Source organism: Streptomyces sp. AC555_RSS877 (assembly GCF_019049245.1).
In the GTDB taxonomy this organism is placed as follows: Bacteria; Actinomycetota; Actinomycetes; order Streptomycetales; family Streptomycetaceae; genus Streptomyces.
On record NZ_JAGMUK010000005.1, the window covers coordinates 64,522 to 88,180 of the forward strand.

At 71.4% G+C, this 23,659-nt stretch carries 22 protein-coding genes; 6 read left to right on the top strand and 16 right to left on the bottom strand.

Annotation, left to right across the window (positions count from 1 at the left end):
- Window positions 1-5: 5 nt before the first annotated feature.
- Window positions 6-1,403, bottom strand: a complete 1,398-nt coding sequence (locus tag KUM49_RS03210; RefSeq protein ID WP_217235112.1) for a PLP-dependent aminotransferase family protein — start codon at window positions 1,401-1,403, stop codon at window positions 6-8.
- A 47-nt stretch (window positions 1,404-1,450) separates the two neighbouring features.
- Between KUM49_RS03210 and KUM49_RS03215 the strand changes: the two genes are divergently transcribed.
- Genes KUM49_RS03215 through KUM49_RS03225 form a run of 3 tightly spaced genes read left to right on the top strand, consistent with a single transcriptional unit; the run spans window position 1,451 to window position 3,119 of the window.
- Entirely contained in the window at window positions 1,451-1,966 is a 516-nt protein-coding gene (locus tag KUM49_RS03215; RefSeq protein ID WP_217235113.1) for a carboxymuconolactone decarboxylase family protein, read from the top strand.
- Entirely contained in the window at window positions 1,963-2,406 is a 444-nt protein-coding gene (locus tag KUM49_RS03220; protein ID WP_374200126.1) for a carboxymuconolactone decarboxylase family protein, read from the top strand. Before KUM49_RS03215 ends, KUM49_RS03220 begins: the two co-directional genes overlap by 4 nt.
- A complete protein-coding gene (locus KUM49_RS03225) occupies window positions 2,403-3,119 on the top strand; it encodes an isocitrate lyase/phosphoenolpyruvate mutase family protein (RefSeq protein ID WP_217235114.1) in 717 nt (238 codons plus the stop codon). The genes KUM49_RS03220 and KUM49_RS03225 overlap by 4 nt, the downstream gene beginning before the upstream one ends.
- 3 nt (window positions 3,120-3,122) lie before the next feature.
- Here the strand turns inward: KUM49_RS03225 and KUM49_RS03230 are convergent, their stop codons facing one another.
- From KUM49_RS03230 to KUM49_RS03265, 8 genes are all read right to left on the bottom strand, one after another.
- The gene (locus tag KUM49_RS03230) at window positions 3,123-4,076 is read right to left on the bottom strand and encodes an ABC transporter substrate-binding protein (RefSeq protein ID WP_217235115.1); all 954 of its coding nucleotides are present in this window, start codon (window positions 4,074-4,076) and stop codon (window positions 3,123-3,125) included.
- A 1-nt stretch (window position 4,077) separates the two neighbouring features.
- Window positions 4,078-6,015, bottom strand: a complete 1,938-nt coding sequence (locus KUM49_RS03235) for a proline/glycine betaine ABC transporter permease (RefSeq protein ID WP_217235116.1) — start codon at window positions 6,013-6,015, stop codon at window positions 4,078-4,080.
- Window positions 6,015-7,097 carry a glycine betaine/L-proline ABC transporter ATP-binding protein gene (locus KUM49_RS03240; protein WP_217235117.1) on the bottom strand — a complete coding sequence of 361 codons (1,083 nt, stop codon included), beginning with the start codon at window positions 7,095-7,097 and terminating at the stop codon, window positions 6,015-6,017. Before KUM49_RS03240 ends, KUM49_RS03235 begins: the two co-directional genes overlap by 1 nt.
- Window positions 7,097-8,620 carry a GMC family oxidoreductase gene (locus KUM49_RS03245; protein ID WP_217235118.1) on the bottom strand — a complete coding sequence of 508 codons (1,524 nt, stop codon included), beginning with the start codon at window positions 8,618-8,620 and terminating at the stop codon, window positions 7,097-7,099. Before KUM49_RS03245 ends, KUM49_RS03240 begins: the two co-directional genes overlap by 1 nt.
- A gap of 32 nt (window positions 8,621-8,652) precedes the next feature.
- A complete protein-coding gene (locus tag KUM49_RS03250; protein ID WP_217235119.1) occupies window positions 8,653-10,173 on the bottom strand; it encodes an aldehyde dehydrogenase family protein in 1,521 nt (506 codons plus the stop codon).
- Window positions 10,174-10,621: 448 nt separating this feature from the next.
- On the bottom strand, window positions 10,622-11,836 hold the full coding sequence (locus KUM49_RS47990) for a hypothetical protein (protein WP_254400665.1): 1,215 nt from the start codon (window positions 11,834-11,836) through the stop codon (window positions 10,622-10,624).
- Between the two features lie 10 nt (window positions 11,837-11,846).
- Window positions 11,847-12,200: a hypothetical protein gene (locus tag KUM49_RS03260; RefSeq protein WP_217235120.1), complete on the bottom strand. Its 354-nt coding sequence runs from the start codon at window positions 12,198-12,200 to the stop codon at window positions 11,847-11,849.
- A complete protein-coding gene (locus KUM49_RS03265) occupies window positions 12,187-13,974 on the bottom strand; it encodes a hypothetical protein (protein ID WP_217235121.1) in 1,788 nt (595 codons plus the stop codon). The genes KUM49_RS03260 and KUM49_RS03265 overlap by 14 nt, the downstream gene beginning before the upstream one ends.
- Before the next feature lie 207 nt (window positions 13,975-14,181).
- Here KUM49_RS03265 and KUM49_RS03270 point away from each other — a divergent pair, with 207 nt between their 5' ends.
- Window positions 14,182-15,081, top strand: a complete 900-nt coding sequence (locus KUM49_RS03270) for a helix-turn-helix domain-containing GNAT family N-acetyltransferase (protein ID WP_217235122.1) — start codon at window positions 14,182-14,184, stop codon at window positions 15,079-15,081.
- Window positions 15,082-15,170: 89 nt separating this feature from the next.
- Here KUM49_RS03270 and KUM49_RS03275 read toward each other — a convergent pair whose 3' ends face one another.
- From KUM49_RS03275 to KUM49_RS03295, 5 genes are all read right to left on the bottom strand, one after another.
- A complete protein-coding gene (locus tag KUM49_RS03275) occupies window positions 15,171-16,160 on the bottom strand; it encodes a malate dehydrogenase (RefSeq protein WP_217235123.1) in 990 nt (329 codons plus the stop codon).
- A 324-nt stretch (window positions 16,161-16,484) separates the two neighbouring features.
- The gene (locus tag KUM49_RS03280) at window positions 16,485-17,771 is read right to left on the bottom strand and encodes an XRE family transcriptional regulator (RefSeq protein WP_217235124.1); all 1,287 of its coding nucleotides are present in this window, start codon (window positions 17,769-17,771) and stop codon (window positions 16,485-16,487) included.
- A gap of 324 nt (window positions 17,772-18,095) precedes the next feature.
- Window positions 18,096-18,578, bottom strand: coding sequence for a helix-turn-helix transcriptional regulator (locus KUM49_RS03285; RefSeq protein ID WP_217235125.1), 483 nt, complete (start codon window positions 18,576-18,578; stop codon window positions 18,096-18,098).
- Between the two features lie 235 nt (window positions 18,579-18,813).
- Window positions 18,814-19,314 carry a DUF3017 domain-containing protein gene (locus KUM49_RS03290; RefSeq protein WP_217235126.1) on the bottom strand — a complete coding sequence of 167 codons (501 nt, stop codon included), beginning with the start codon at window positions 19,312-19,314 and terminating at the stop codon, window positions 18,814-18,816.
- Window positions 19,304-20,158, bottom strand: a complete 855-nt coding sequence (locus tag KUM49_RS03295; RefSeq protein WP_217235127.1) for a bifunctional methylenetetrahydrofolate dehydrogenase/methenyltetrahydrofolate cyclohydrolase — start codon at window positions 20,156-20,158, stop codon at window positions 19,304-19,306. Before KUM49_RS03295 ends, KUM49_RS03290 begins: the two co-directional genes overlap by 11 nt.
- A 265-nt stretch (window positions 20,159-20,423) precedes the next feature.
- On the opposite strand from KUM49_RS03295, the gene KUM49_RS03300 reads away from it, so the two are divergent.
- Entirely contained in the window at window positions 20,424-21,047 is a 624-nt protein-coding gene (locus KUM49_RS03300; protein ID WP_217235128.1) for an RDD family protein, read from the top strand.
- A gap of 105 nt (window positions 21,048-21,152) precedes the next feature.
- Entirely contained in the window at window positions 21,153-21,341 is a 189-nt protein-coding gene (locus tag KUM49_RS03305) for a hypothetical protein (RefSeq protein ID WP_217235129.1), read from the top strand.
- Between the two features lie 84 nt (window positions 21,342-21,425).
- Here KUM49_RS03305 and purH read toward each other — a convergent pair whose 3' ends face one another.
- Both purH and purN read right to left on the bottom strand, forming a co-directional pair.
- On the bottom strand, window positions 21,426-22,991 hold the full coding sequence (purH, locus tag KUM49_RS03310; RefSeq protein ID WP_217235130.1) for a bifunctional phosphoribosylaminoimidazolecarboxamide formyltransferase/IMP cyclohydrolase: 1,566 nt from the start codon (window positions 22,989-22,991) through the stop codon (window positions 21,426-21,428).
- The gene (gene purN, locus KUM49_RS03315; protein WP_217235131.1) at window positions 22,988-23,626 is read right to left on the bottom strand and encodes a phosphoribosylglycinamide formyltransferase; all 639 of its coding nucleotides are present in this window, start codon (window positions 23,624-23,626) and stop codon (window positions 22,988-22,990) included. The genes purH and purN overlap by 4 nt, the downstream gene beginning before the upstream one ends.
- Window positions 23,627-23,659: the final 33 nt, after the last annotated feature.

Here is a 23,659-nt window from a genome sequence, read left to right on the forward strand (position 1 = left end):
GCGGATTATTCGGGGAGTGCCGCGCACAAGGCGTCCAGCGCCCCCGACCACGCGTGGTCAGGCGGTGTCCCGTACCCCACGACCAGCGCGTCGGGCCGCTCGACGGTCGCCTCCGGATGCCGGTAGCGGTGCAGTCCGTGCACCGCGAGCCCCTGCCAGGCCGCCGCCCGCAGCGCCCCCTGTTCGGTGCCCGGCGGGAGGCGGAGGACGACGTGCAGGCCGGCCGCGATGCCGGTGGCGTGGACCTGCGGGGCGCGCCGGGCGAGTTCGGCGACCAGCGCGTCCCGGCGGCGCCGGTAGTGCAGCCGGGCCGACCGGACGTGGCGGTCGTAGGCGCCGGAGGTGATGAACTCCGCCAGCGTCAGCTGGTCCAGGACTCCGCACGACCAGTCGACGCCGCCCTTGGCCGCGACGACCTCGGCGGCGAGCGACGGCGGCAGCACCAGCCAGCCCAGGCGCAGGCCCGGGGCCAGTGACTTGCTGGCGGTGCCCAGGTAGACCACGTGGTCCGGGTCGAGGCCCTGGAGGGCGCCCACGGGGCGGCGGTCGTAGCGGAACTCCCCGTCGTAGTCGTCCTCGATGATCAGCCCGTCGCTCTGCCGGGCCCAGTCCACCACCGCGGCCCGCCGGTCGGGGTGCAGGGCACCGCCGATCGGGAACTGGTGCGCGGGCGTCAGCAGCACGGCCCGCTCCCGCGTCCCCAACTCCTCGGTGCGCGTGCCGAGTCCGTCGAGTTCCAGCGGTACGGTCCGCAGTCCGGCCCGCTCCAGCAGCCGCCAGTGCGTGTCGAGGCCGTACGACTCCACCGCCAGGCTCCCCAGCCCCCGCTTCCGCAGCACCTGGCCGAGCAGCATCAGCCCGTGCGCGATGCCGGAGCAGATGACGAGGGAGTCGGGGTGCGTGCGGACCCCGCGGGCCCGGGCCAGGTAGCCGGCCAGGGCGGTGCGCAGTTCGACGCGGCCGCGCGGATCGCCGTAGCCGAGGGCGTCGTACGGAGCGACGGCGAGCGCGCGGCGGGCCGCCTTCAGCCAGGCCGTGCGAGGGAAGGCGGACAGGTCCGGGGTGCCGGGGACGAGGTCGTACACCGGGCGGGACGGTGTAAGGCCGCCCGGTGCGGGACCGACGGCCGGGACCGGCACCGGACGTCCCGCCACCCTCGTGCCCGAGCCCTGGCGGGCGGTGAGCCAGCCCTCGGCGACCAGGTCGGCGAAGGCCTCGGCGACCGTGTTGCGGGCGATGCCCAGGTCGGCGGCGAGAGCGCGGGAGGACGGCAGTCTCGTGCCGGGGGCGAGGCGGCCGGTGCGGACGGCCTCGCGCAGGGCGTCGGTCAGACCCCGTCGCAGGCCCGGACCGGCCGGTTCGAGATGGAGGTCGACACCCAGAGTGGCCCAAGGTTTCGGCATGGAAGTGGACCATACTCCTGGGCAGCTTGGCTCCTAGGGTCGATGTCATGACCACGAGCGACGACACGACCACGACCCCGACCACCGAGTACGCCGCCGAAGAACCGGCCCGCATGCCCTGGGCCCAGCTCGCCCCCGAGGTCTACAAGGCGATGGTCCGCCTCGACACGGCGGCCAGGCAGGGGCTCGACCACAGGCTGTACGAGCTGGTGAAGATCCGCGCCTCGCAGGTCAACCACTGCGCCTTCTGCATCGACATGCACACCAAGGACGCGCTCGCGGCGGGCGAGAGCGTCGAGCGGATCATCCAGCTCAGTGCCTGGGACGAGTCGCGGCACTTCTACACCGAGAAGGAACTCGCGGCGCTGGAACTGACCGAGGCGGTGACCGTCCTGACGGACGGTTTCGTGCCGGACGCGGTGTACGAGAAGGCCGCCAAGCACTTCGAGGAGGCCGAACTGGCGCAGTTGGTCTCCGCGATCGCGGCGATCAACGCGTGGAACCGGTTCGGGGTCACCTTCCGCATGGCCCCGGGGCACTACGAGCCGGGACAGTACAAGTGAGCCGAACCACGCTCCTGGACCGCGAGGTCGGACAGGCCATGTCCGCGCTCAGCGCCACCGCGAAGAAAGGGCTCGGCGACCCCGCGCTCGCCGAACTCGTGGTGATCCGCGCCTCGCAGCTCAACCACTGCGCCTTCTGCCTCGACATGCACCTCACCATCGCCCGCAAGCACGGGGTGAGCGAGCGGCAGCTCGATCTGCTGGCCGCCTGGGAGGAGGCCGGGGACGTCTTCGACGAGCGGGAGCGGGCCGCGCTCGCGCTGACGGAGGCGGTGACCGTGCTGACGGAGGGGTTCGTGCCGGACGCGGTGTACGCGCGGGCCGCCCTGCACTTCGACGAGGTTCGGCTCGCCCATCTCGTGGGACTGATCGTCGCCGTCAACAACTGGAACCGGGTGATGGTCAGCCGCCGGATCCCACCCGGGGGTTGCACGCCATGACCAAGGTGGAGCAGTTCCGCGCGCTGCACCGCGGCCGGGTCCCGGGTGACCCCCTCGTCCTGCCCGGCCCCTGGGACGCGGCCAGTGCCCGCGCGCTCGTCGAGGCGGGCTTCCCGGCACTGGCCACGCCCAGCGCGGGGGTCGCCGCCTGCCTCGGGTACGAGGACAGGGCGACCCCGGCGGACGAGATGTTCGCGGCGGTCGCGCGGATCGTGCGGGCCGTGGACGTGCCGGTGTCCGCCGACATCGAGGGCGGGTACGGGCTCGCGCCGAGGGAGCTGGTGGAGCGGCTGCTGGAGACGGGCGCCGTGGGCTGCAACCTGGAGGACTCCACCGACGGCGTCCTCAAGGACCCGCACGAGCATGCCGACTGGCTCGCCCAGGTGCGGTACGCCGCGGGGGACTCGCTCTTCGTCAACGCCCGCGTCGACACCTTCGTCAGGGGTGTCGCCGATCCGGAACAGGCCATCCACCGGGCCGCGCTGTACGTCGCCGCGGGCGCCGACTGCGTCTATCCGATCGGTGCCCCGACGACCGTACTGCCGCTGCTGCGGTCCGGGATCCAGGGACCGGTCAACGTGTTCGCGAAGGTGGGTGAGGGCCCCTCGCCCACCGAACTCGGTGAGCTCGGGGCCACTCGCGTCACCTTCGGGCCGGGGCTGCACCGCCGGGCCACCGCCGCGCTGCGGGAGATCACCGCAGAGCTGAAGTGAGCATCAGGACAGCCACGCCTTCCACGTCGACGCGTGGCTGTCCACCCACTTCTTCGCCGCCTCCTCCGGGGAGAGCTTCTGGTCGGCGATCATCAGGGAGACCTCGTTCTGGTCCTCGGTGGTCCACTTGAACTTCTTCAGGAGGGCCGCCGCCTTGCCGCCGCTCTTCGCGAAGTCCGTGTTGAGGTACTTCTGCAGCGGGGTGTGCGGATAGGCGCAGGCCACCTTCTCCGGGTCCGCGTCGCAGCCCTCCTTGTACGCCGGCAGCTTCACCTCGGTCATCGGGACCTTCTTGAAGAGCCACTGCGGCGCGTACCAGTAGGTGAGGAAGGGCTTCTTCTCCTTGGCGAACTGCTGCATCTGCGTGATCTGGGCGGCCTCGGAACCGGCGAAGACGACCTGGTAGTCGAGCTTCAGGTTCTTCACCAGGGCCTTGTCGTTGGTGACGTAGGAGGGCGAGCCGTCCATGAGCTGGCCCTTGCCGCCGCTCTCCGCCGTGCGCATTTGCGAGGCGTACTTGTTGAGGTTCTTCCAGTTCGTGACGTCCGGGTGCTGCTTGGCGAAGTACGTCGGGACGTACCAGCCGATGTGCCCGGTCACGCCGAGGTCGCCGCCCCGCGTGATCGTCTTCTTGTCCTGGACGTACCGCTGTTCCTGCTCGGGGTGGCCCCAGTCCTCCAGGATCGCGTCGACGCGGCCCTGGCTGAGCGCGTCCCAGGCGGGCACCTCGTCGACCTGGACGGTGTCGACGCGGTAGCCGAGCTTGTGTTCGAGGAGGTACTGGGCCACGGCGACGTTCGCCTGCGCCCCCACCCAGGACTGGGTCGACAGGGTCACGGTCTTCGCCCCCTGCGCGTTGGCGAAGGGCGAGGCCTGCTTGGTCATGTCGGCGGCGCCGCAGCCGGTCACGGTCAGCAGCAGAAGGGAGCCCACTACGGCAGTCGTACGAAGTCGCATGTCACGCTCCCTTCTTGGTGCGGCGTTCCGTCGGCTGGGTCACCCGGTCGAGCATCAGGCCGAGGCAGACGATCGCCGCGCCGGCGACCAGACCGGTGGCGAGGTCGCCCTGGGCGAGGCCGAAGACGACGTCGTAGCCGAGGGCGCCGCCGCCGACCAGGCCGCCGATGATGACGACGGCGAGGACCAGGACCACGCCCTGGTTGACGGCGAGCAGCAACGCCGGGCGGGCGAGCGGAAGTTGGACCTGCCGGATCTGCTGGCCGCTGGACGCGCCGAGCGAGCGGGACGACTCCAGGGCGGCCTGGTCGACCTGGCGCAGGCCCTGGGTGGTGATGCGGACGACGGCGGGCAGCGCGTAGACGACCGCGGCGGCCACGGCGGGTGCGCGGCCGACGCCGAACAGGGCGACGACCGGGATCAGGTACACGAACTGCGGCATCGTCTGGAAGACGTCCAGGACGGGCCGCAGCATCCGTTCGAGGCGGTCACTGCGGGCGGCCGCGATACCGATGGCGAAGCCCAGCACGAGGGTCACGGCGACCGCCGCGAGCACCTGCGAGAGCGTGTCCAGCGACGGCTTCCACACGCCGAGCACGCCGATCGCGGCCATGGCGAGGACCGCGGTGAGCGCGGTCTGCCAGGTGCCGATCAGCCAGGCGAGGGCGGCGACGATGAGCAGCACCGACCACCAGGGCAGCCCCTGAAGGCCGTCCCGCACCGGGTCGAGGACCCAGGTGGTGAAGTGGCCGGCCCAGTCGGCGGTGCCGCCGATGACCGGCACGCCGGAGTAGAGGTGGTCGGTCATCCAGTCCACGGCCCGGTTGACCGGTTCGGCGATGTTCAGCGTCCAGGCGTCAGGCCAGTCGAGACGGCCCATGAGACGTCCGGCCACCGCGACGGCCACGGCGGCGAGGAGCGCGTACGCCCATCCCGCGCGGCCCGACCCGTCGCTGCCGTCGCCCGCCGCGCCGGTGATCCGGTCCAGTACGACGGCCAGGAGCACGATCGGGATGCCGGCGGACAGCGCCGCGCCCACATCGACCGAGGCCAGCGCCTGGTAGACACGGTCACCGAGGCCGCCCGCGCCGATCACCGACGCGATGACCGCCATGGACAGCGCCATCATGATCGTCTGGTTGAGGCCGAGGAGGAGTTCCTTGCGGGCCAGCGGGATACGCGCGGTCAGCAGGCGCTGCCGGGCGGTGGACCCCAGCGACTCGACCGCCTCCAGCACCTCCTTGTCGGCGCCGCGCAGACCGAGCGAGGTGAGGCGGGCCATGGGCGGGGCGGCGTACACGACCGTGGCGAGGACGGCCGCGGGGACCCCGATGCCGAAGATGAGAACCACCGGGAGCAGGTAGGCGAAGGCGGGCAGGACCTGCATGGTGTCCAGGATCGGGCGCAGGATCCGGTCCATACGGTCCGACAGCCCGGCGGCGAGCCCCAGCAGGGCGCCCACGAGGACCGACGCGAGGACGGCCACGACCATCAGCGCGAGGGTCTGCATGGTCGGCACCCACATGCCGAGCAGACCGCAGGCCAGGAACCCGGCGGCGGTGCCCAGGGCCAGCTTCACCCCGGCGACCCGCCAGGCGACGAGCCCGGCGAAGGCGGTCACCCCGGCCCACCCGGCGGCGAGGAGCACCAGGTACACGGCCCGTACGGAGAGCACGACCGCGTTGCTGACGTAGCCGAAGCCGTAGAGGAACAGCGGGTGGCTGTCGCGGTTGTCGATGATCCAGTCGCTGGTCCTCGTCAGCGGATCGGTGAGGTCGACGGTGAGTGCGTCCGGCCAGCTGCCGCTCGCCCAGCGAGCGTTCGCCAGGGGCACGAGAACCGCGGCGGCGACGGCGAGCAGCAGCAGCTTGTGCACGGCTCGGTGCTTGAGGATGCCGGGGAGGGCGATACGGGGGGCGGGTGCGGTGACCGTTGCCATCAGACCGCCTCCTTGCGGAGCTCCGTTCCGGCTACGACGTCCAGGAGCCGTTCATGATCGACGACCCCCAGACACCGGCCGTCCTCCACGACACAGGCGGGCTTGTGGCTGCGGGCGACGACCTTGATCGCCTCGGCGACCACCGCGTCGGCGGCCACCGCGCCCGGGTGGTCCGGGCCGCCGCACTCTCCGGCGCGCATGGCCGTACGGACCGTCATGACCTGCTCGCGCGGCACGTCACGGACGAACTCGCGGACGTAGTCGTCGGCGGGCGAACCCACGATCTCCTCCGGCGTGCCCAACTGCACCACGCGGCCGTCGCGCATCAGCGCGATGCGGTCGCCCAGCCTCAGGGCCTCGCTGAGGTCGTGCGTGATGAAGACCATCGTGCGGCCCTCCTCGCGGTGCAGCCGGACGACCTCCTCCTGCATGTCCCGCCGGATCAGCGGGTCGAGCGCGCTGAACGGCTCGTCGAAGAGCAGGACTTCGGGGTCGACGGCGAGCGCGCGGGCCAGCCCGACGCGCTGCTGCTGACCGCCGGAGAGCTGGCCGGGCCGGCGCTGCTCCATGCCCTCCAGACCGACCTTCTCGACGACCTTCTTGGCCCGCTCGCGGCGCTCGGACCTGCCCATGCCCTGGATCTCGAGGCCGTACGCCACGTTGTCGAGGACCGTGCGGTGCGGGAGCAGGCCGAAGTGCTGGAAGACCATCGCGGCGCGGTGCCGACGCAGTTCGCGCAGCCGGGACCTGTCCATCGCGCGGACGTCCTCGCCGTCGATGACGATCGTGCCGGCGGTCGGTTCGATCAGCCGGGTCAGGCAGCGCACCAGCGTGGACTTGCCGGAGCCGGACAGGCCCATGACGACGAAGACCTCGCCCTTGCGGACGTCGAAGGAGACGTCCCGGACGGCGGCGGTGCAGCCGGTGCGCTCGCGCAGTTCGGCGGGCGAGAGGCCGGCCAGTTCGGGGTCGGCGGGGATCTGGTCCGCCTTGGGGCCGAAGACCTTCCACAGGCCCTCGACGGAGAACACGGAATCCGTGGTCGTACTCGTCGGCGCAGTCGTCTGCGTAGTCGTGGTCATCACGCACCACCTCCAAGGAGGTCGACGGCCCGTTCCCCGACCATCAACACCCCGATCATCGGGTTCACGGCCGGCATGGTCGGGAAAACGGACGCGTCGGCGATACGGATGCCGTCCAGTCCGCGGATCTTCAACTCGGGGTCGACGACGGCCGACTGGTCGTCGGCGGCTCCCATCCGGCAGGTCCCCGCCGGGTGGTACACGGTGTGCGCGACCTTGCGGGCGTACTCGCTCAGCTCCTCGTCGCCCGTGATCTGCGGGCCCGGGGCCACCTCGCGCTTGAGCCAGCCGGCGAGCGGCTCGGTCGTGGCGATCTCACGGGCGATCTTGATGCCGTCGACGAGGGTGCGGCCGTCGTAGTCGTCCTCGTCGGTGAAGTAGCGGAAGTCGAGGGCCGGCTTGACCGCCGGGTCGGCGCTGGTCAGGAACAGGCGGCCGCGGCTCTTCGGCTTGGGGATGTTCGGGGTCATCGAGACGCCGAAGGGCGGGCGTTCGTAGCCGAGGCGCTCGGGGTTGTCCGTGAAGGGGATCTGGTAGAAGTGGAACATCAGGTCGGGGCCCGCGTGTTCGGGGTCGCGGCGCACGAACAGGCCCGCGTCGGAGTCCATCGCGGAGTTCTCCGGGATGGGGCCCTCGGTCTCCCAGACGATCACCGACTCGGGGTGGTCGAGCAGGTTCTCGCCGACGCCCGGCAGGTCGTGCACGACGGGGATGCCGAGCGCCTCCAGGTCGGCCTTCGGGCCGATGCCGGAGTGCAGCAGCAGGCGGGGCGAGTCGACGGCGCCCGCGCACAGCAGGACCTCGTTGCGGGCCCGGACGAGGATTTCCTCGCCGTCCTTGGTGCGGACGTGCACGCCCTCGGCGCGGGTGCCGTCGAGCTGCAGCTTGTACGCCCAGGTCTCCAGCATGAGGTGGAGGTTGGGCCGTTCGTCCATCACGGGGTGCAGGTACGCCACCGACGCCGACGAGCGCTTGTTGTTCTCCGGGTGGTAGGCGAGGTCGAAGAAGCCGACGCCGTCGTTGAACGGCTTCTTGTTGAAGCCCTCGACTCGGGGGACGTCGAGCGCCTTCTGGGCCGCGTCGACGAAGTCGCGGGCGATGGCGTTCCGGTCCTTCTCGTCGACCGGGACGATGTTGTTCTTCAGCCGCGCGAAGTAGGCCTCCATCGGCACCGCGCCCCAGCCCTTGGCGCCGGCCGCCTCCCACTCGTCCCAGTCGGACGGCAGCGGCTTGAAGGCGATCAGGGTGTTGTGCGAGGAACACCCGCCGAGGACGCGGGCGCGGCTGTGCCGGATGTGGGAGTTCCCGCGTGGCTGCTCGGTGGTGGGGTAGTCGTAGTCGAGTTCGCCGCCGAGCAGGCCCATCCAGCGGCGCAGGGTCAGGACGTCGTCTCTGTCGACGTCGCTGGGGCCGCCCTCGATGACGGCGACCGTGACGTCGGGGTTCTCGGTGAGGCGGGAGGCGATGACGGATCCTGCGGTGCCGCCGCCTATCACGACATAGTCGTACTCGTGCTGGTGCATGGGGGGACTCCAGGGGCTTGCGAGGGAGGGGGTCAGCCGGCGAACCAGCGGACGGGCTTGGGCGCGAGGTTCTGGTAGACGTGCTTGGTCTCGCGGTACTCGGCGAGTCCGGCGGGGCCCAGTTCGCGGCCCGTTCCGCTCTTGCCGTAGCCGCCCCACTCCGCCTGGGGGAGGTAGGGGTGGAAGTCGTTGATCCAGACCGTGCCGTGCCGCAGTCGGCCCGCGACCCTGCGGGCCCGGCCGGCGTCGGCGGTCCAGACTCCGCCGGCGAGGCCGTACTCGGTGTCGTTGGCGAGGGCGACCGCCTCGTCCTCGGTGCGGAAGGTCTCGACAGTGAGGACGGGGCCGAAGACCTCCTCCCGGACGACCTTCATGTCGCGGTGGCAGTGGTCGAGCACGGTCGGCTCGTAGAAGTAGCCGTTCTCGGGCCGTTCCGGTGACGGCGCGGGCCGCTTGCCGCCGGAGCGCAGCACCGCGCCCTCGGCGAGCGCGGATCCGACGTACGACTCGACCTTGGCGCGCTGCTGCTCGGAGACGAGCGGGCCGCACTCGACGCCGTCGGCGGTGCCGCGGCCGAGGCGGATACGGTCCGCCCTACGGGCGAGTTCGGCGACGAAACGGTCCCGGACGCTCTCCTCGACGATGAGGCGGGCGCCCGCCGAGCAGACCTGGCCGCTGTGGATGAAGGCCGCGTTGAGGGCCTGGTCGACGGCGGTGTCGAAGTCCTCTTCGGTGGCGCAGGCGTCGGCGAAGACGACGTTGGGGTTCTTGCCGCCGAGTTCGAGGGCGACCTTCTTGACGCTCGGGGCGGCGGCCTGGGCCACCTTCGTGCCGCTGACCAGGCCGCCGGTGAAGGAGACGAGGTCGACGTCAGGGTGCTCGGCGAGCCGGGCGCCGACCGAGTGGCCGGGGCCGGTGACGATGCCCGCGACCCCGGCGGGCAGGCCGGCCTCGGCCAGCAGGTCGATCAGGGCGACGGTCGTCAGCGGGGTGATCTCGCTCGGCTTGACCACGAAGGTGTTGCCGGCCGCGAGCGCCGGGGCGATCTTCCAACTGGCTTGCAGGAGCGGGTAGTTCCAGGGCGTGATCAGTGCGCACACGCCGAGGGGCTCGTGCACGACCACGCTGTGGATGTCGGGCGAGCCCGCGTCGACGACCCGGCCCGGGGCCTCGGCGGCGACGAGGTCGGCGAAGTAGCGGAAGGCGTCGGCGACGCAGTCGATGTCGACGCGGCCCTCCTCGACGGTCTTGCCCGCGTCCCGGCTCTCCAGCACGCCGAGTTCTTCGCGGTCGCGTACGAGAAGATCGGCGACGCGGCGCAGCAGCGCGGCGCGTTCGGCGGCGGGGGTGCGCGGCCAGTCGCCGTGGTCGAAGGCCTGCCGGGCGGCCGCGACCGCCAGGTCGGTGTCCTTCTCGTCACCTTCCGCGACCAGGGCGAACGGCAGGGCGTCCGCGGGGTCGATGATCTCGCGCGTGGCGCCGGAGACGGCTTCGAGCCACTCCCCGTCCACGTGGATGGTCTTCCGCGCCTGGAGTTCTGGTGTGTCCGCCATGATCGGGTTTGCCTTCCGTTCCTGTTCGGTGCCCCTGTGTCACAGGCGTGTCACTCACCGGGACCGTGAGCGCATGCCCTTCCGTTGCGATTGCATGCGCAATCCATGGCCGAAAGTGGGCTGTGTCACTGAACATGCGGGCGAACAGGACGAACCGTGCGCTGGGGGACGACGCGCGGGTGAGGCACGGCACACGGCTGCTGCCATGGCCGCGAAAGCGTCGGCCCGCGCGGCGGCTGGCGAGGCCGACGACCTGAGCGCCCGGCAACTCGCGAGCGCCGACAAGGCTCAGCCGACCTCGATGAGGCTCCGACGGCGGCAGCGTCCGGATCCTCAAGCAGGGCGCCGAGGCGCGGAGAAGAACGACTGCATCCACGGCTCCACGAAGGAAGCCGGGCGCCGGTCGGGTTCGGGTCGGTCGACGTCGGGTCGGTCGATGTGCGGCTGGTCAGTCGATGCCGAACGAGCTGGACGCCGGTGCGCACTGTCCCAGCGGCGGGCAGAACCAGTCCACGGCCGTGGTGAGCAGTTCCAGTTCGTCGTCCCGGCCGTCGGCTTCGGGGCCGTAGGCGGCGATGGCGTAGATGTTGCCGTCCGGCGCCACGAACCGCTCGTCGTAGACGTGCCAGGTGCCGACGTCCGGCTCGCCCTTGATGGTGTCGGCGAGGTACTCCAGCCGTGAGCCCGTGAACCCGCTGTCGTCGTCGAGGGCATCCAGGGACAGCTTCTCGAACCCGGCCGGCTTGGGGGTGTCCTCCGACAGATACAGGTCGAACGACGCGTCCGGCGACTCCTCCGACACCTGGTAGACCTGCAACCGGCGTTGGCTGTCGGCACTGCGGTAGTTGACGACGGCGATCCCGAACTGGGAGTCCAGCGTGGTACGCGCCCACCCCTCGGGGATCGCGATCCGGAACCCTTCGGCGTCCACGTGCTCCTCGTACCCGGCGGGGAGTTCGGGCGCGGAGACCGTGGGCGAGGCGGACTCCTCGGTGGGTGTCGGGCTCGGGTCGTTCTGCTGCGAGACCTCGCCCGTCGGGGACGGCGACCCGCCGGTGGCGGCCGTCGGCTCGTCGTCCCCGCCGACGACCGTCGTCAGCACCAGGCTCACGGCGACACCGACGGCAGCCGCCCCGATCAGCACGGACCACACGAGCCGCCTGCTCATGCCGCGGGCGGGAGCGGACGGGGCGGTCTGCCCTGCGGGCGGCCACGAGCCAGTGGGCCACTGGGCCGGAGGCCACCCGCCGCTGCCGCCGACGTCCTGCGCCGCCGAAGGCACACCGCCGCCCGCGGTCTGCGTCGGGGGCCACGCCGCGTGGTCATGGTCCGCGGCCTGCTGGGCTGCCGGCTCGGGCCGGTCGGCGGGCCGGGACGGCACGGCAGGAGAGCCGGCGGGCGAAGCGGACCCGTCCGCGGCGGGCAACGGCCCCGCGGACACCGCCGGACCACCCGCCGCCTCGGCCGCCCCCTCCGCCGGACGGCCCCCGGTCTCCTCTGCCGCCGCCCCCGTCGAGGCCGCCGTGGGCCACGCCGGCGCGAACCCCGGGCGGGCCGGTGGTGGCGGTGTTGCCGGCGACGGGAGGTCGGGCCTGGTGCCGTCGCCCTCCTCCCAGCGCTGGGTCTCCTCGTTCCAGTACCGCGTTCCCCCGCTGCCGCTCATCCCGCCCCTCTCACAGCCCCAGAAGACCGGCCACAGCCCCGGCGGACGCGATCAGGCCGACCAGGGCCTGCGAGTCGGTGAGCAGCTGCCGCAGCCGGTCGAGGCGGGACGGGCCCGCCTGTCCGGTGCGGGTGATCTCGTCCTCGGTCTCGGCCAGCGCCTCGTCCAGGGTGGCCGTCTCCTCGCTGGCGCGCACCCGGGTCAGGTCGGCGCGCAGCTCGCGCACCGCCTTCAGGAGTTCCTCGGCGGCCTGGTCGCGCTGTACGGCCGTCCCGTGGTGGCTCTCGGCGTGCGCGTGGCTGCCGATGGCGAAGGTGCTGTGCGAGACGTCGCCGATGTTGACCTTCGGCTCATCCGTTGCCATCGGTGTGGGTTCCCTTCTGCGGCGCGGCGCCGCCGGTCGTGGTCGAGGAGGAAGCGGACGCGTGGCTGCCGACCGCGAAGGTGCTGTCCGAGATCCGGTCGATGTTCACGCCGCCCTTGCTGATGTTGACGATCTTCTGGACGAACTCGCCGGTCTGGTATCCGGAGTCGGCGAGCGCGGCCCGCACGCCGTTCGCGACGCGGTCCTGCACGCTCTTGAGGTACCGGGCGACGTCCATCTCCTGGAACAGGGACCCGACGTCCACCGAACCCGCCTCGCGCACGGACACGGCCGGCCCGTCGGGCAGCTCGCCCGCGTGCCCGCCGGTGAGCAGCCGCCAGACGTACGCCAGTCCCCTGCCCAGCGTGGCCAGGGAGCCGATCGCGGAGCCGGGCACCCGGACCATCGCCCAGGCCCCTTTGCCGAGCGCGCTGTTGTTGCGGAAACGGTGGGCGGCGCGGTCGGCGTTCTTGAATTCCTCGCGCACCGGCGTCAGTACGTGCGGCGCGACCTCCAGCATCAGCATGCGGCCCTGGGTGTGGATGCGCACGAACACCGTGACGACCACTTCCTCCTCCCAGCCGCCGACGCGGATGCGCAGGAAGTGCCGGCGCTTCTCGGCACCCTCCTCGACCGCGCGCGCCCGGTGCTCCTCGAACGCCTGCGGGGTGTACGGCGCTTCCTCGCGCCGCCGCAGCCCCTCCGCGGGCAGGAACACGCACTCGTCGATCTCCAGCCGGCGCAGCCGGTCGCGTCCCAGGTTTCCCGCGTACTCGGCGGGCAGGCGCAGCTGTTCGAGCAGGGGCCGGATCTTCTCCAGGACCGTGCGGTTGCCGAGCGGCTGCTGCTTCTTCATCTCGTCGGGGCGCAGTTCGACGGCGAGGACCCAGGTGTCGTAGGCCGCGCCGGCACCGCAGAACGGCCGCGCCGCGTGGTACATGATCAGCGGCGCGTGCTGTTCCAGCCGGATGCGCTCCTTCAGCCGCTGGAAGCGCTGCCCCTCGGCCCGCTCGGCGGGGTCGCCCGCGGCGTCGGGGAAGCGCTGCGGGGACAGCTCGGCGGCCATCACCCGGGCGAACTGACCGCGCTGGGCGGCGATGCACAGCGCGATCAGGGCGAACATCACGAGCGTGGCCCAGGCCCGCCAGGGCTCGATGAAGCTGTCGAGGCCGTCGAAGTCGGGCACCACCGCGCCGGAGAAGCCCGGCGAGTCGGAGAAGCTGTCGCCGTACAGGCCGGTGGAGCCGTACGAGTCGTAGGACGAGCCGTACGCGTCGCTGTCGTCCGTGCCGCCGAACGCCCCGATCGTCACGAGGACCAGCAGAAGCGCGAACATGACGCGGCCCCACCAGCGGAGCAGGAAGGCGGGCACCCGGCGGTACAGCGGTGGCTGCTCCCCGCGTCCCCGGACCCAGCCGGCGACCGCGAGGTACAGGCTGGGCCACAGGAAGAGGCCCAGCACACCCCCGGTCAGCGCGGTCCCCACCGCCCAGAGCCCCAGGATCGCCCCGGCCCACATCAGCTCCTGGCGCCGGGCCCGCAGGGCGTGCGCGAGGACGCGGGCGGCGTCGAAGCCGAGCGAAGGGGCCACGATCCGCTGCTCTTTGAGATGCAGTTCCTCGATGACCTGGTCGCGGTACCCGGAGTCGAGATAGGTACCCGCGCACAGCAGCCGGGTCGCCTCGCTGGCGTGCGGCGCGGTGGGCGGCGGTTCGGCCGGCGGTGTGCCGGCGGGTGTCTGCTGTGGTTGCTGCGGCACGTACGCGGTGCTCACGCCAATCCCCCGATGCGTGGAAAAACCCTTGTTCATGCTGTTGTTGACAAACCATCAGCATAGAGGGGCGGGTGGGGCCGGCGGAACCGGAATGTCACGCCCGGTTCCCCTCCCCTCACTCGTCATGCCCGCAGGCTACGGGCCGCCACTGACATCGGCCCGCGAACCGTGGACCCCCGCGGATTCTTTGACTACAGTCAAAGAAGTATGAAGCCAGTGTCGATGGACGACGTGACGGCCCTGCGCCGCTTCAACCGCTACTTCACGCGCCGCATCGGCGTCCTGGACGACCACTACCTCGGCCAGGACCGTCCGCTCGGTGAGGCCCGGCTGCTGTTCGAGATCCACGAGAGCGCGTCCGGGGCGTCCCTGCGGGAGCTCAGGACGCGGCTCGGTCTGGACGCCGGGTATCTGAGCCGGATGGCGAAGGCCCTGGAGGCACAGGGCCTTGTCCGCACGAGCGCGCACCCCGACGACAACCGGCTGCGCAGGGTGGAACTGACCCCCGCGGGCCGCGCCGAGGTCAGGGAGCAGAACCGCAGGGCGGGCGCCCTCGCCGCCGGTCTGCTCGAAGGCCTCGCCCCCGCCCAGCGGGCCGAGCTGACCGGTGCGCTGGCCACCGCGCAGCGCCTGCTGCGGCTGGCCGCCATCACCGTCGCCCTCGTCCCCGGCGCCTCCTCCGACTCCCGCACCTGCCTGGACGCGTACGCCGCCGACATCGACGCCCGCTTCCCGGAGGGCTTCGACCGGTCCGCTCTCGTACGGCCCGAGGAGGTGTCCGGCGACGCCGGCGCCTTCTTCGTCGCGTACGAGGAGAACCGCCCGGTGGGCTGCGGGGCGCTGCGCCGGCTGGAGCCCGGGGTGGGCGAGATCCGGCACGTGTGGGTGCACCCGCACGCCCGCCGCCTGGGGCTCGCCCGACGGCTGCTCACGGCGCTGGAGGCCGAGGCGGCCTCGCGGGGCTTTGGCGTCGTACGACTGGACACGCACGCGTCGCTCACCGAGGCGCAGGCGATGTACCGGGCCTGCGGGTACCGGGAGATCCCCCGCTACGACGACAACGTGTACGCGGCCCACTGGTTCGAGAAGCGCCTCGACCGGCGGTGACCCGGAAAGCGGCACGGGCCCCGTTCCGGTCGGTACCGGAACGGGGCCCGTGCGGGGTCCTGACGAACGGCTCGGCCGAGCCGTTCGGCTCAGAGCAGGCCGAGACCGCGCACCGCGTCGCGCTCCTCCGCCAGTTCCTGCACGGAGGCGTCGATGCGGGTGCGGGAGAACGCGTTGATGTCCAGGCCCTGGACGATCTCGTACGCGCCGTCCTTGGTGGTGACCGGGAAGGAGGAGATCAGGCCCTCCGGGACGCCGTAGGAGCCGTCCGACGGGATGCCCATGGAGGTCCAGTCGCCCTCGGCGGTGCCGTTGACCCAGGTGTACACGTGGTCGATGGCGGCGTTGGCCGCGGAGGCCGCGGAGGACGCGCCACGGGCCTCGATGATCGCGGCGCCGCGCTTGGCGACGGTCGGGATGAAGTCCTCGGCCAGCCACTTCTCGTCGCTGACGACCTCGGCGGCGTTCTTGCCGCCGACCGTGGCGTGGAAGATGTCGGGGTACTGGGTGGCGGAGTGGTTGCCCCAGATGGTCAGGCGCTTGATGTCGGCGACCGTCGAGCCCGTCTTCTTCGCGAGCTGGGTCAGCGCGCGGTTGTGGTCCAGGCGGGTCATCGCGGTGAAGCGCTCGGCCGGTACGTCGGGAGCGGCGGCCTGCGCGATGAGCGCGTTGGTGTTGGCCGGGTTGCCGACGACGAGGACCTTGATGTCGTCCGCCGCGTTGTCGTTGATGGCCTTGCCCTGCGGCTTGAAGATGCCGCCGTTGGCCTCCAGGAGGTCACCGCGCTCCATGCCCTTGGTGCGGGGGCGGGCGCCCACGAGGAGGGCGACGTTGGTGCCGTCGAAGGCGACGTTCGGGTCGTCCGTGATGTCGATGCCCTGGAGCAGCGGGAAGGCGCAGTCGTCGAGTTCCATCGCGGTGCCCTCGGCGGCCTTCAGCGCGGGGGTGATCTCCAGGAGGCGCAGCCTGACCGGCACGTCCGCGCCGAGCAGCTGGCCGGAGGCGATGCGGAAGAGCAGGGCGTAACCGATCTGGCCGGCCGCGCCGGTGACGGTGACGTTCACGGGAGTGCGGGTCATGGCGTTCTCCGTATGACAGCTGGCGGTGGGGCGTCCCTGCCCCGGACGTTTGATCGATCTCTTGGCGTCAAGAGAGATCAGCGGTCAGGCTACCGCGCATCCGGGATGTCGGACGTCCGGGGTTGTGTGGCCCACCCCACAGAGCCCACCCCACGAAGCCCTTCCGGCAACCCGTGCACACAAAGCGGCGGCCGCCCGTCCGGGAGAGGGGGGACGAAGGCGGCCGCCGTTCGGGGGGTACCGATTGCCGGACTCCCGTGGGGGTAACGTTCGCGTGCCCGCGATTGAGGCGGGCATGCGCGTCGGACCCGGATTCTTTTCCCGCTACTTCGTGCACCCCTCCCGACCCGAGGCCAGCGTCGCGCAGGCCTCCGCCTCTCCCGCGTCCTTCACGGCCACCATCGGCGTGTAGGTGACGGTGTCCCCGGCCGCCGTGATGGTCCCGGTCTGCTCCTCGGCCTTCCCCGCGGTCACCCGCACCTCGTCGCCCTGAGCGGCCTGCGTGATGCGCCCCCAGGCCGCGCCACAGGTCTCGCTGTAGCGGACCTCGACGACGGTGGTGCCGACGGTCGCGGTCTTGGCCGTGGTGACGAGGTCACCGCTGCAGCCCATGCTCTCCGCGTCCTTGCCGGTGCAGGAGTCGCCGCTGCACTTCACCCCGGCCGGCAGGTCGGGATCGGTGCTGACCGACGGTGTCGGCGAGGCGGCGACGTCTTCCTTCTTGCCGGCGTCCCCGCCGTCCGTGAGGACGTACGCGGCCCCGATCACCACGACCACCCCGACGACGCCCGCGAGGAACATCGTCAGCCGCCGCTTGCCGCCAGCGCTGCCGGAGGACCGGCCACGGCCCGGACGAGGACCCTGCGGCGGGTCGCCGTACGGGCTCGCCGGCGCGGGAGTCCGCACCGGACCGTCGCCCGATGCCGTACCCGATGCCGAGACCGAACCCGCAGGCCGGGATCCGGCACCCGCACCCGCGCCGGAACCCCGCCCCCCGGTCGGCGCCGGCCGCTGGTACCCCGCCAGCCCCCACGAGTTGGCGCCCGAGGAGGAACCGGACGAGCTCGAGGACTCGCCGGACGAATCGCCCGGGGACCCGCCCGGAGGAAGGACGTCCCGTACGCCGCCCGCCGAGTCCCGGGCGTCCGGTGCCGTCGGCTGCGTCGGCACCGACGGGACGACGCCGGCCGGTCCGGCGATGCCGGGCGTGGCCGTGGCGCTGCCGCTCCTGCGGGCCGTCTTGCTGCCCTTGGCACCCGCCGCGGGCGCGCCGAGCTCGCCCAGCGCGGCGCGTGCCTGAGAGATCCGGATGGCCTCCATGGTCATGTCGTGGCGCATCTCCGAGCGGCTCCAGGCGCGCTCGGCGAGCTCCCACATCGTCGTCAGATGAATGGGATTGGTGCCGGTGACCTCGGCCAGGGCGACGATCGCGCCCTTCGGCGCGAGCAGCCGGCCGTTGAGATAACGCTCCCAGGACGTCTTGCTGTAACCCGTGCGGTCGGCCACCGCGGCGATGCTCAGGCCGCTGCGGTCCACGAGCCGCCGCACTTGGCTTGCGAACTCTCTGACCTGCGGATCGAGCTCGTCGGGCAAGGCCCTCCAACGAGGCATTGCTACCCCCCTCTTCCCCCCGGTTGTGCTGGTTGTTCTCCGCTTTTCCCCGTGCGTGGTGCCTGTGCCGAGTCCCCCTTGTGGCTACCCACAGGGATGCGCCCAGTCAGGATCTCAGTTCCCGGGGTGGGGGCGCACGGGTGCATCGTGGCCGCGGGCATGCACCGTTGCACGCCCACCGGGCCGAGGTCCAGTACGCCGACGTTCGGAAAAGGACACGCTAGCGCCGATGTAGAACGACTTCGTGCCAAATCCGCGAACTTGTCAATACATGGACATGAGTGTCACACACCGGAAATACCGCCTGTCACGCAGGTCGTCGATTCACCCGAACACCACGGTGCCGACGACGCCGACCAACACCGTGAGAAGGAGCAGCAGGACGGCGGACAGCAGCAGTCGCCCGGACCGTCCGCGACCGCTCTCCTCTGGGGGCGCGTCCCACCACGGCAGCGTGGGATCGTCCTCGTACTCCTCGCCCCAGCTGCCGTCCGGGCCGCTCCCGACGCGTTGCGCGGGCACCGTCACCGGGCGGGGCCACGCCTGGACCGCCAGCTCCCAGCGCACTCCGCAACGTTCGGCGTCCGTGCCGTCGAGCCCCGCGATCCGGCACAGCGCGGCGACGGCCTGCCGGGGCGGCGGCTGGGTGGCGTTGAGATAGCGGTGCCAGGAGGACTTGCTGTAGGCGGTGCGGGCGCCGAGAGCGACCAGACTGAGTCCCGTGCGGTCCTTCAGGAGCCGCAACTGCTCCACGAAGTGCCGCACCTCCGGCGGCAGATCGTCCGGCAACGGCTGCCAGGCACCCATCGGCCACCTCCCCTCGGGACCCCGATCCTGAGCAAGTGACGACGTCACAGAGCTGATCGGTTCCCGTGCCCGGCCCGACTGTCGCAAGGCCCGGACACCGTGGCGGAACGGTCACTTCCGTGCCACAGCGCACGGACAGCCATTGAACAGGCCGTTCACCGTGCAGGAGTGTGGTGTGCGGCGGTGGCCCGTCCTTGCTCGGGGGAGGGGGCGGGCCATCGCCGTACGCCACGGGTCAGCTGACCGTGAAGTGCAGCGTGTCCTTCAGAAACGGGATCACCAGCCAGGGCTTCGGCTGCACCATCATCGCCAGCAGCACGATCACGAGGCCGAGCACGCCGTACGTGACAATGTCGGTGAAGCGGGATCGCACCGCGAGCATGCCGACGTCCGGCAGCAGCCAGCGCAGCGCCCCGCCGGCCAGCAGGGCGACGCCGAGCAGGAGGATGCCGACGCGGAACAGGTCGAAGGCGGTCAGCAGCAGTCCGAGCCCCGCCATCGCCAGCACGGCGAGGACCGGCCACTGCCGGGCGGGCGCCGGGGCGTCGCTCGGTGCGGCCCGGCCGCCGCCCTCGGGACGCGCGGTGTCCCGTGTGAACAGGGGGAAGCGGCGGGTCGTCCGGCGCGGCTTTCCGTCGGCGCCGGGGGCGCTGACGGGGTCCCGCACCTCGATCTCGTCGGTGCCCTCGGCGGTCTCGGCCGTGCCCGGCCTGCCGGGCTTGTCCTCAGCCGACACTGCGCTCCGCCGCCTCGACCACGTTGACGAGCAGCTGCGCGCGGGTCATCGGGCCGACGCCGCCGGGGTTGGGCGAGATCCAGGCGGCCACCTCGGCGACGTCCGGGTGGACGTCCCCAACGATCTTGCCCTCGGCGCTGCGCGAGACGCCGACGTCCAGGACGGCCGCGCCCGGCTTGACGTCCTCGGCGCGGATCAGGTGGGCCGAACCGGCCGCGGCGACGATGATGTCGGCGCGCTTCAGGTGCGCCGACAGGTCACGCGTACCGGTGTGGCACTGGGTCACCGTGGCGTTCTCGCTGCGGCGCGTGAGCAGCAGCGGCATCGGCCGGCCGATGGTCACGCCACGGCCGACGACCACGACCTCGGCACCCTTGATCTCGACGCCGTAGCGGCGCAGCAGGGTCAGGACGCCGTTCGGGGTGCAGGGCAGCGGAGCGGGCTCGTTGAGGACGAGGCGGCCGAGGTTCATCGGGTGCAGGCCGTCGGCGTCCTTGTCCGGGTCCATGAGCTCCAGGATCCGGTTCTCGTCGATGCCCTTGGGGAGCGGCAGCTGGACGATGTAGCCGGTGCAGGCCGGGTCCTCGTTCAGTTCGCGGACGGCGGCCTCGATCTCCTCCTGGGTCGCCGTGGCGGGCAGTTCACGCTGGATGGAGGCGATGCCGACCTGAGCGCAGTCGCGGTGCTTGCCGGCGACGTACTTCTGGCTGCCGGGGTCTTCGCCGACGAGGATCGTTCCGAGGCCGGGCGTGACGCCCTTCTCCTTCAGGGCCGCCACGCGGACGGTCAGATCGGACTTGATCGCGGCTGCGGTGGCCTTGCCATCGAGAATCTGGGCGGTCATACCCCCATCCTCGCGGATGACCCGGTCCTGGTTCCAATCCGGGTGCCACCGGACAGCAGGACGCCCGGCCGCCCGTATCCCACCATGATCGGCGATGTTGCACTTGCACAACACATACCGAATGCGGCTGGACAACAACTCGCCACCCTAGAACCATGTGTGGCGCAGTTCGCGGTTGTTGTTCGGGGGGCAAACCGCTCAGAATCATGACGTTCCTCCGCGCAGTCCGCATTGTCCCCAGCTTGCGCAACGGAGGAAACCCGCCATGAGTTTCGGCTCGCCCAACAACCCGTACGGTCAGCCGCAGGACCCCCAGCAGCCGCAGCAGCCCCAGCAGCCGGGTTACGGCTACCCCCAGCAGGGCCAGCAGCAGCCCTACGGCTACCCGCAGCAGGCCCCGCAGGGTGTCCCGCCGCAGCAGGGATACGGCTACCCGCAGGCGCCGCAGGCCCCGGCCGGTTACGGCTACCCGCAGCAGCCGGGTTACGGCATGCCGCCGTCGTACGCGAACTGGGGCCAGCGGTTCCTGGGCACCCTCGTGGACGGCCTCGTCCTGATGATCCCGTACGTCTTCGTGATCATCGACATCAGCGCCCAGACCGGGTTCCTGTCGATCATCGGCGGCCTCGGCGTCATCGGCATCGCGATCTGGATGCTGATCCAGGAGGGCCGCACCGGCCAGACGCTCGGCAAGAAGGCGCTCGGCATCCGCCTCGTGCGGGAGAGCGACGGCCAGCCCCTGGGCGTCGGCATGGCGTTCGTCCGCCGTATCGCGCACTTCCTGGACAGCCTGGCGTGCTACCTCGGCTGGTTGTGGCCGGCGTGGGACGCCAAGCGTCAGACGTTCGCCGACAAGGTCTGCTCGTCCATCGTGATCCGCTCGAACTGAGCACCGTTCACACATCTCACGGCGGGTCGCCACGACGCCTCCCGCCATCCTTCGCCCGGGGCCGTGTCACGCCGTGACACGGCCCCAGGGCGTCTCGGCACCCGCATGACGAGCAGCGCTCAGGACGAACGGCATCCCGACCGAGGCCACCGCAAGCCCGTGCACTTCAACGGCAAGAAGTACGTCTCCTCGCTCAAGTCGGACGACGTCTTCACCAACGGCGAGACAGCGGACAACCGCATCTCGTCTCACAAGAAGCTGATCTCGAACGCCTGCTCGAAGTTCATGGACTGACATCCCTGAGCTCACGCCCGAACCGCCCGTACGCGGAACGAACCGCGTACGGGCGGCGGGCGGACACCGGCCAGAGGGCAGCGGTCAGTGGAAGAAGTGCCGCGTCCCCGTGAAGTACATCGTCACGCCGGCCTTCTTCGCCGCCTCGACCACGAGCTCGTCGCGCACCGAACCGCCGGGCTGGACCACGGCCTTGACGCCGGCCTCGGTGAGGATTTCCAGGCCGTCGGGGAAGGGGAAGAAGGCGTCCGAGGCCGCGTAGGAGCCGGTGGCTCGCTCGGCGCCCGCGCGCTCGACCGCCAGCTTCGCGGAGTCGACGCGGTTGACCTGGCCCATGCCGACGCCGACCGAGGCGCCGTCCTTGGCGAGGAGGATGGCGTTGGACTTCACGGCACGGCAGGCCTTCCACGCGAAGGCGAGGTCGGACAGTTCCTCCGCGCTCAGTGCCTCGCCCGTCGCCAGGGTCCAGTTGGCGGGGTCGTCGCCGTCGGCCTGGAGGCGGTCCGTCACCTGGAGGAGGACGCCGCCGTCCACCGGCTTGAGCTCGGCCGGGGTGGAGGGGGCACCGGAGGCCTTCAGGACGCGGATGTTCTTCTTCTTGGCGAGGGCTTCGAGCGCGCCGTCCTCATAGTCGGGCGCCACGATGACCTCGGTGAAGATCTCGGCGACCTGCTCGGCCATCTCCTTCGACACCGGACGGTTGACGGCGATCACACCGCCGAACGCCGACAGCGGGTCGCAGGCGTGCGCCTTGCGGTGCGCCTCGGCGACGTCCGCGCCGACGGCGATACCGCAGGGGTTGGCGTGCTTGATGATCGCGACGCAGGGCTCGTCGTGGTCGTACGCGGCACGGCGGGCGGCGTCCGTGTCCGTGTAGTTGTTGTACGACATCTCCTTGCCGTGCAGCTGCTCGGCCTCGGCCAGGCCGCCGCCGGTGCCGTCGACATAGAGGGCGGCCGGCTGGTGCGGGTTCTCGCCGTAGCGCAGGGTGTTCTTGCGCTCCCAGGTCGCGCCCAGGAAGTCGGGGAACTGCGAGTCGTCCACAGGGGCGTAGGAGGAGGCGAACCAGGACGCGACCGCGACGTCGTACGACGCCGTGTGCTGGAAGGCCTCCGCCGCCAGGCGCTTGCGGGTGGACAGGTCGAAGCCGCCGTCCTTGACCGCCGAGAGGACGTCCGCGTACCGCGCCGGACTGGTGACGACCGCCACCGACGGGTGGTTCTTCGCTGCCGCGCGCACCATCGACGGACCGCCGATGTCGATCTGCTCCACGCACTCGTCGGGGGAGGCGCCGGAGGCGACCGTCTCGCGGAACGGGTAGAGGTTGACCACGACCAGGTCGAACGGCTCCACGCCCAGCTCGGCGAGCTGGCGCCGGTGGTCCTCCAGGCGGAGGTCCGCGAGGATGCCCGCGTGGACCTTCGGGTGCAGCGTCTTGACGCGGCCGTCCAGGCACTCGGGGAAGCCCGTGAGCTCCTCGACCTTGGTGACCGGGACGCCGGCGGCGGCGATGCGGGAGGCGGTCGACCCGGTGGAGACGAGCTCCACGCCCGCCTCGTGCAGGCCGCGTGCGAGGTCTTCGAGGCCCGTCTTGTCGTAGACGCTGACGAGCGCCCGTCGGATGGCCCGCTTGTTGCTCTCGGCGGTCACTGGATAACTACCTTTCGTCCCTCGATGCGATAGCCGTTGCGGGCGAGCCGCCCCACGACATCGACGAGCAGCCTTCGCTCGACTTCCTTGATGCGCTCGTGCAGAGCGGCACCCTCGTCCTCGTGGTCCTCTTCCCGGACCTCGACCACGCCCTGAGCGATGATCGGTCCGGTGTCGACGCCGTCGTCGACGAAGTGGACGGTGCAGCCGGTGACCTTGGCGCCGTACGCGAGCGCGTCACGGACGCCGTGGGCGCCGGGAAAGCTGGGGAGAAGCGCGGGGTGGGTGTTCACGAACCGCCCGCCGAAGCGGGCCAGGAACTCCTTGCCCACGATCTTCATGAAACCGGCGGAGACGACGAGGTCGGGCTCGTAAGCGGCCACGGCCTCGGCAAGGGCCGTGTCCCACTCGTCACGGGTGGCGTGGTCCTTCACCCGGCACACGAAGGTGGGGATCCCGGCACGCTCGGCGCGGGCCAGTCCCTCGATGCCCGCGCGGTCCGCACCGACGGCGACGATCTCGGCGCCGTAGGCCTCGGGGCCGGCGGTCGCGATGGTGTCGAGCAGCGCCTGCAGGTTGGTACCGGAACCGGAGACCAGCACGACGAGGCGCTTGGCCACGGGCTTGGCGGCCACGGTGAGGCCCTTTCTCGGGGGTGCGTTTGTATG

Excerpts from the sequence above, each read along its gene's own strand:
- KUM49_RS03295 (WP_217235127.1), bottom strand. The coding sequence starts at position 20,158 with ATGACCGCCCAGATTCTCGATGGCAAGGCCACCGCAGCCGCGATCAAG.
- KUM49_RS03300 (WP_217235128.1), top strand. The coding sequence starts at position 20,424 with ATGAGTTTCGGCTCGCCCAACAACCCGTACGGTCAGCCGCAGGACCCC.
- KUM49_RS03250 (WP_217235119.1), bottom strand. The coding sequence starts at position 10,173 with ATGGCGGACACACCAGAACTCCAGGCGCGGAAGACCATCCACGTGGAC.
- KUM49_RS03225 (WP_217235114.1), top strand. The coding sequence starts at position 2,403 with ATGACCAAGGTGGAGCAGTTCCGCGCGCTGCACCGCGGCCGGGTCCCG.
- KUM49_RS03210 (WP_217235112.1), bottom strand. The coding sequence starts at position 1,403 with ATGCCGAAACCTTGGGCCACTCTGGGTGTCGACCTCCATCTCGAACCG.
- KUM49_RS03260 (WP_217235120.1), bottom strand. The coding sequence starts at position 12,200 with ATGGCAACGGATGAGCCGAAGGTCAACATCGGCGACGTCTCGCACAGC.
- KUM49_RS03230 (WP_217235115.1), bottom strand. The coding sequence starts at position 4,076 with ATGCGACTTCGTACGACTGCCGTAGTGGGCTCCCTTCTGCTGCTGACC.
- KUM49_RS03285 (WP_217235125.1), bottom strand. The coding sequence starts at position 18,578 with ATGGGTGCCTGGCAGCCGTTGCCGGACGATCTGCCGCCGGAGGTGCGG.
- KUM49_RS03270 (WP_217235122.1), top strand. The coding sequence starts at position 14,182 with ATGAAGCCAGTGTCGATGGACGACGTGACGGCCCTGCGCCGCTTCAAC.
- KUM49_RS03275 (WP_217235123.1), bottom strand. The coding sequence starts at position 16,160 with ATGACCCGCACTCCCGTGAACGTCACCGTCACCGGCGCGGCCGGCCAG.
- KUM49_RS03235 (WP_217235116.1), bottom strand. The coding sequence starts at position 6,015 with ATGGCAACGGTCACCGCACCCGCCCCCCGTATCGCCCTCCCCGGCATC.
- KUM49_RS03245 (WP_217235118.1), bottom strand. The coding sequence starts at position 8,620 with ATGCACCAGCACGAGTACGACTATGTCGTGATAGGCGGCGGCACCGCA.
- KUM49_RS03215 (WP_217235113.1), top strand. The coding sequence starts at position 1,451 with ATGACCACGAGCGACGACACGACCACGACCCCGACCACCGAGTACGCC.
- KUM49_RS47990 (WP_254400665.1), bottom strand. The coding sequence starts at position 11,836 with ATGAGCGGCAGCGGGGGAACGCGGTACTGGAACGAGGAGACCCAGCGC.
- KUM49_RS03240 (WP_217235117.1), bottom strand. The coding sequence starts at position 7,097 with ATGACCACGACTACGCAGACGACTGCGCCGACGAGTACGACCACGGAT.
- KUM49_RS03280 (WP_217235124.1), bottom strand. The coding sequence starts at position 17,771 with ATGCCTCGTTGGAGGGCCTTGCCCGACGAGCTCGATCCGCAGGTCAGA.
- KUM49_RS03305 (WP_217235129.1), top strand. The coding sequence starts at position 21,153 with ATGACGAGCAGCGCTCAGGACGAACGGCATCCCGACCGAGGCCACCGC.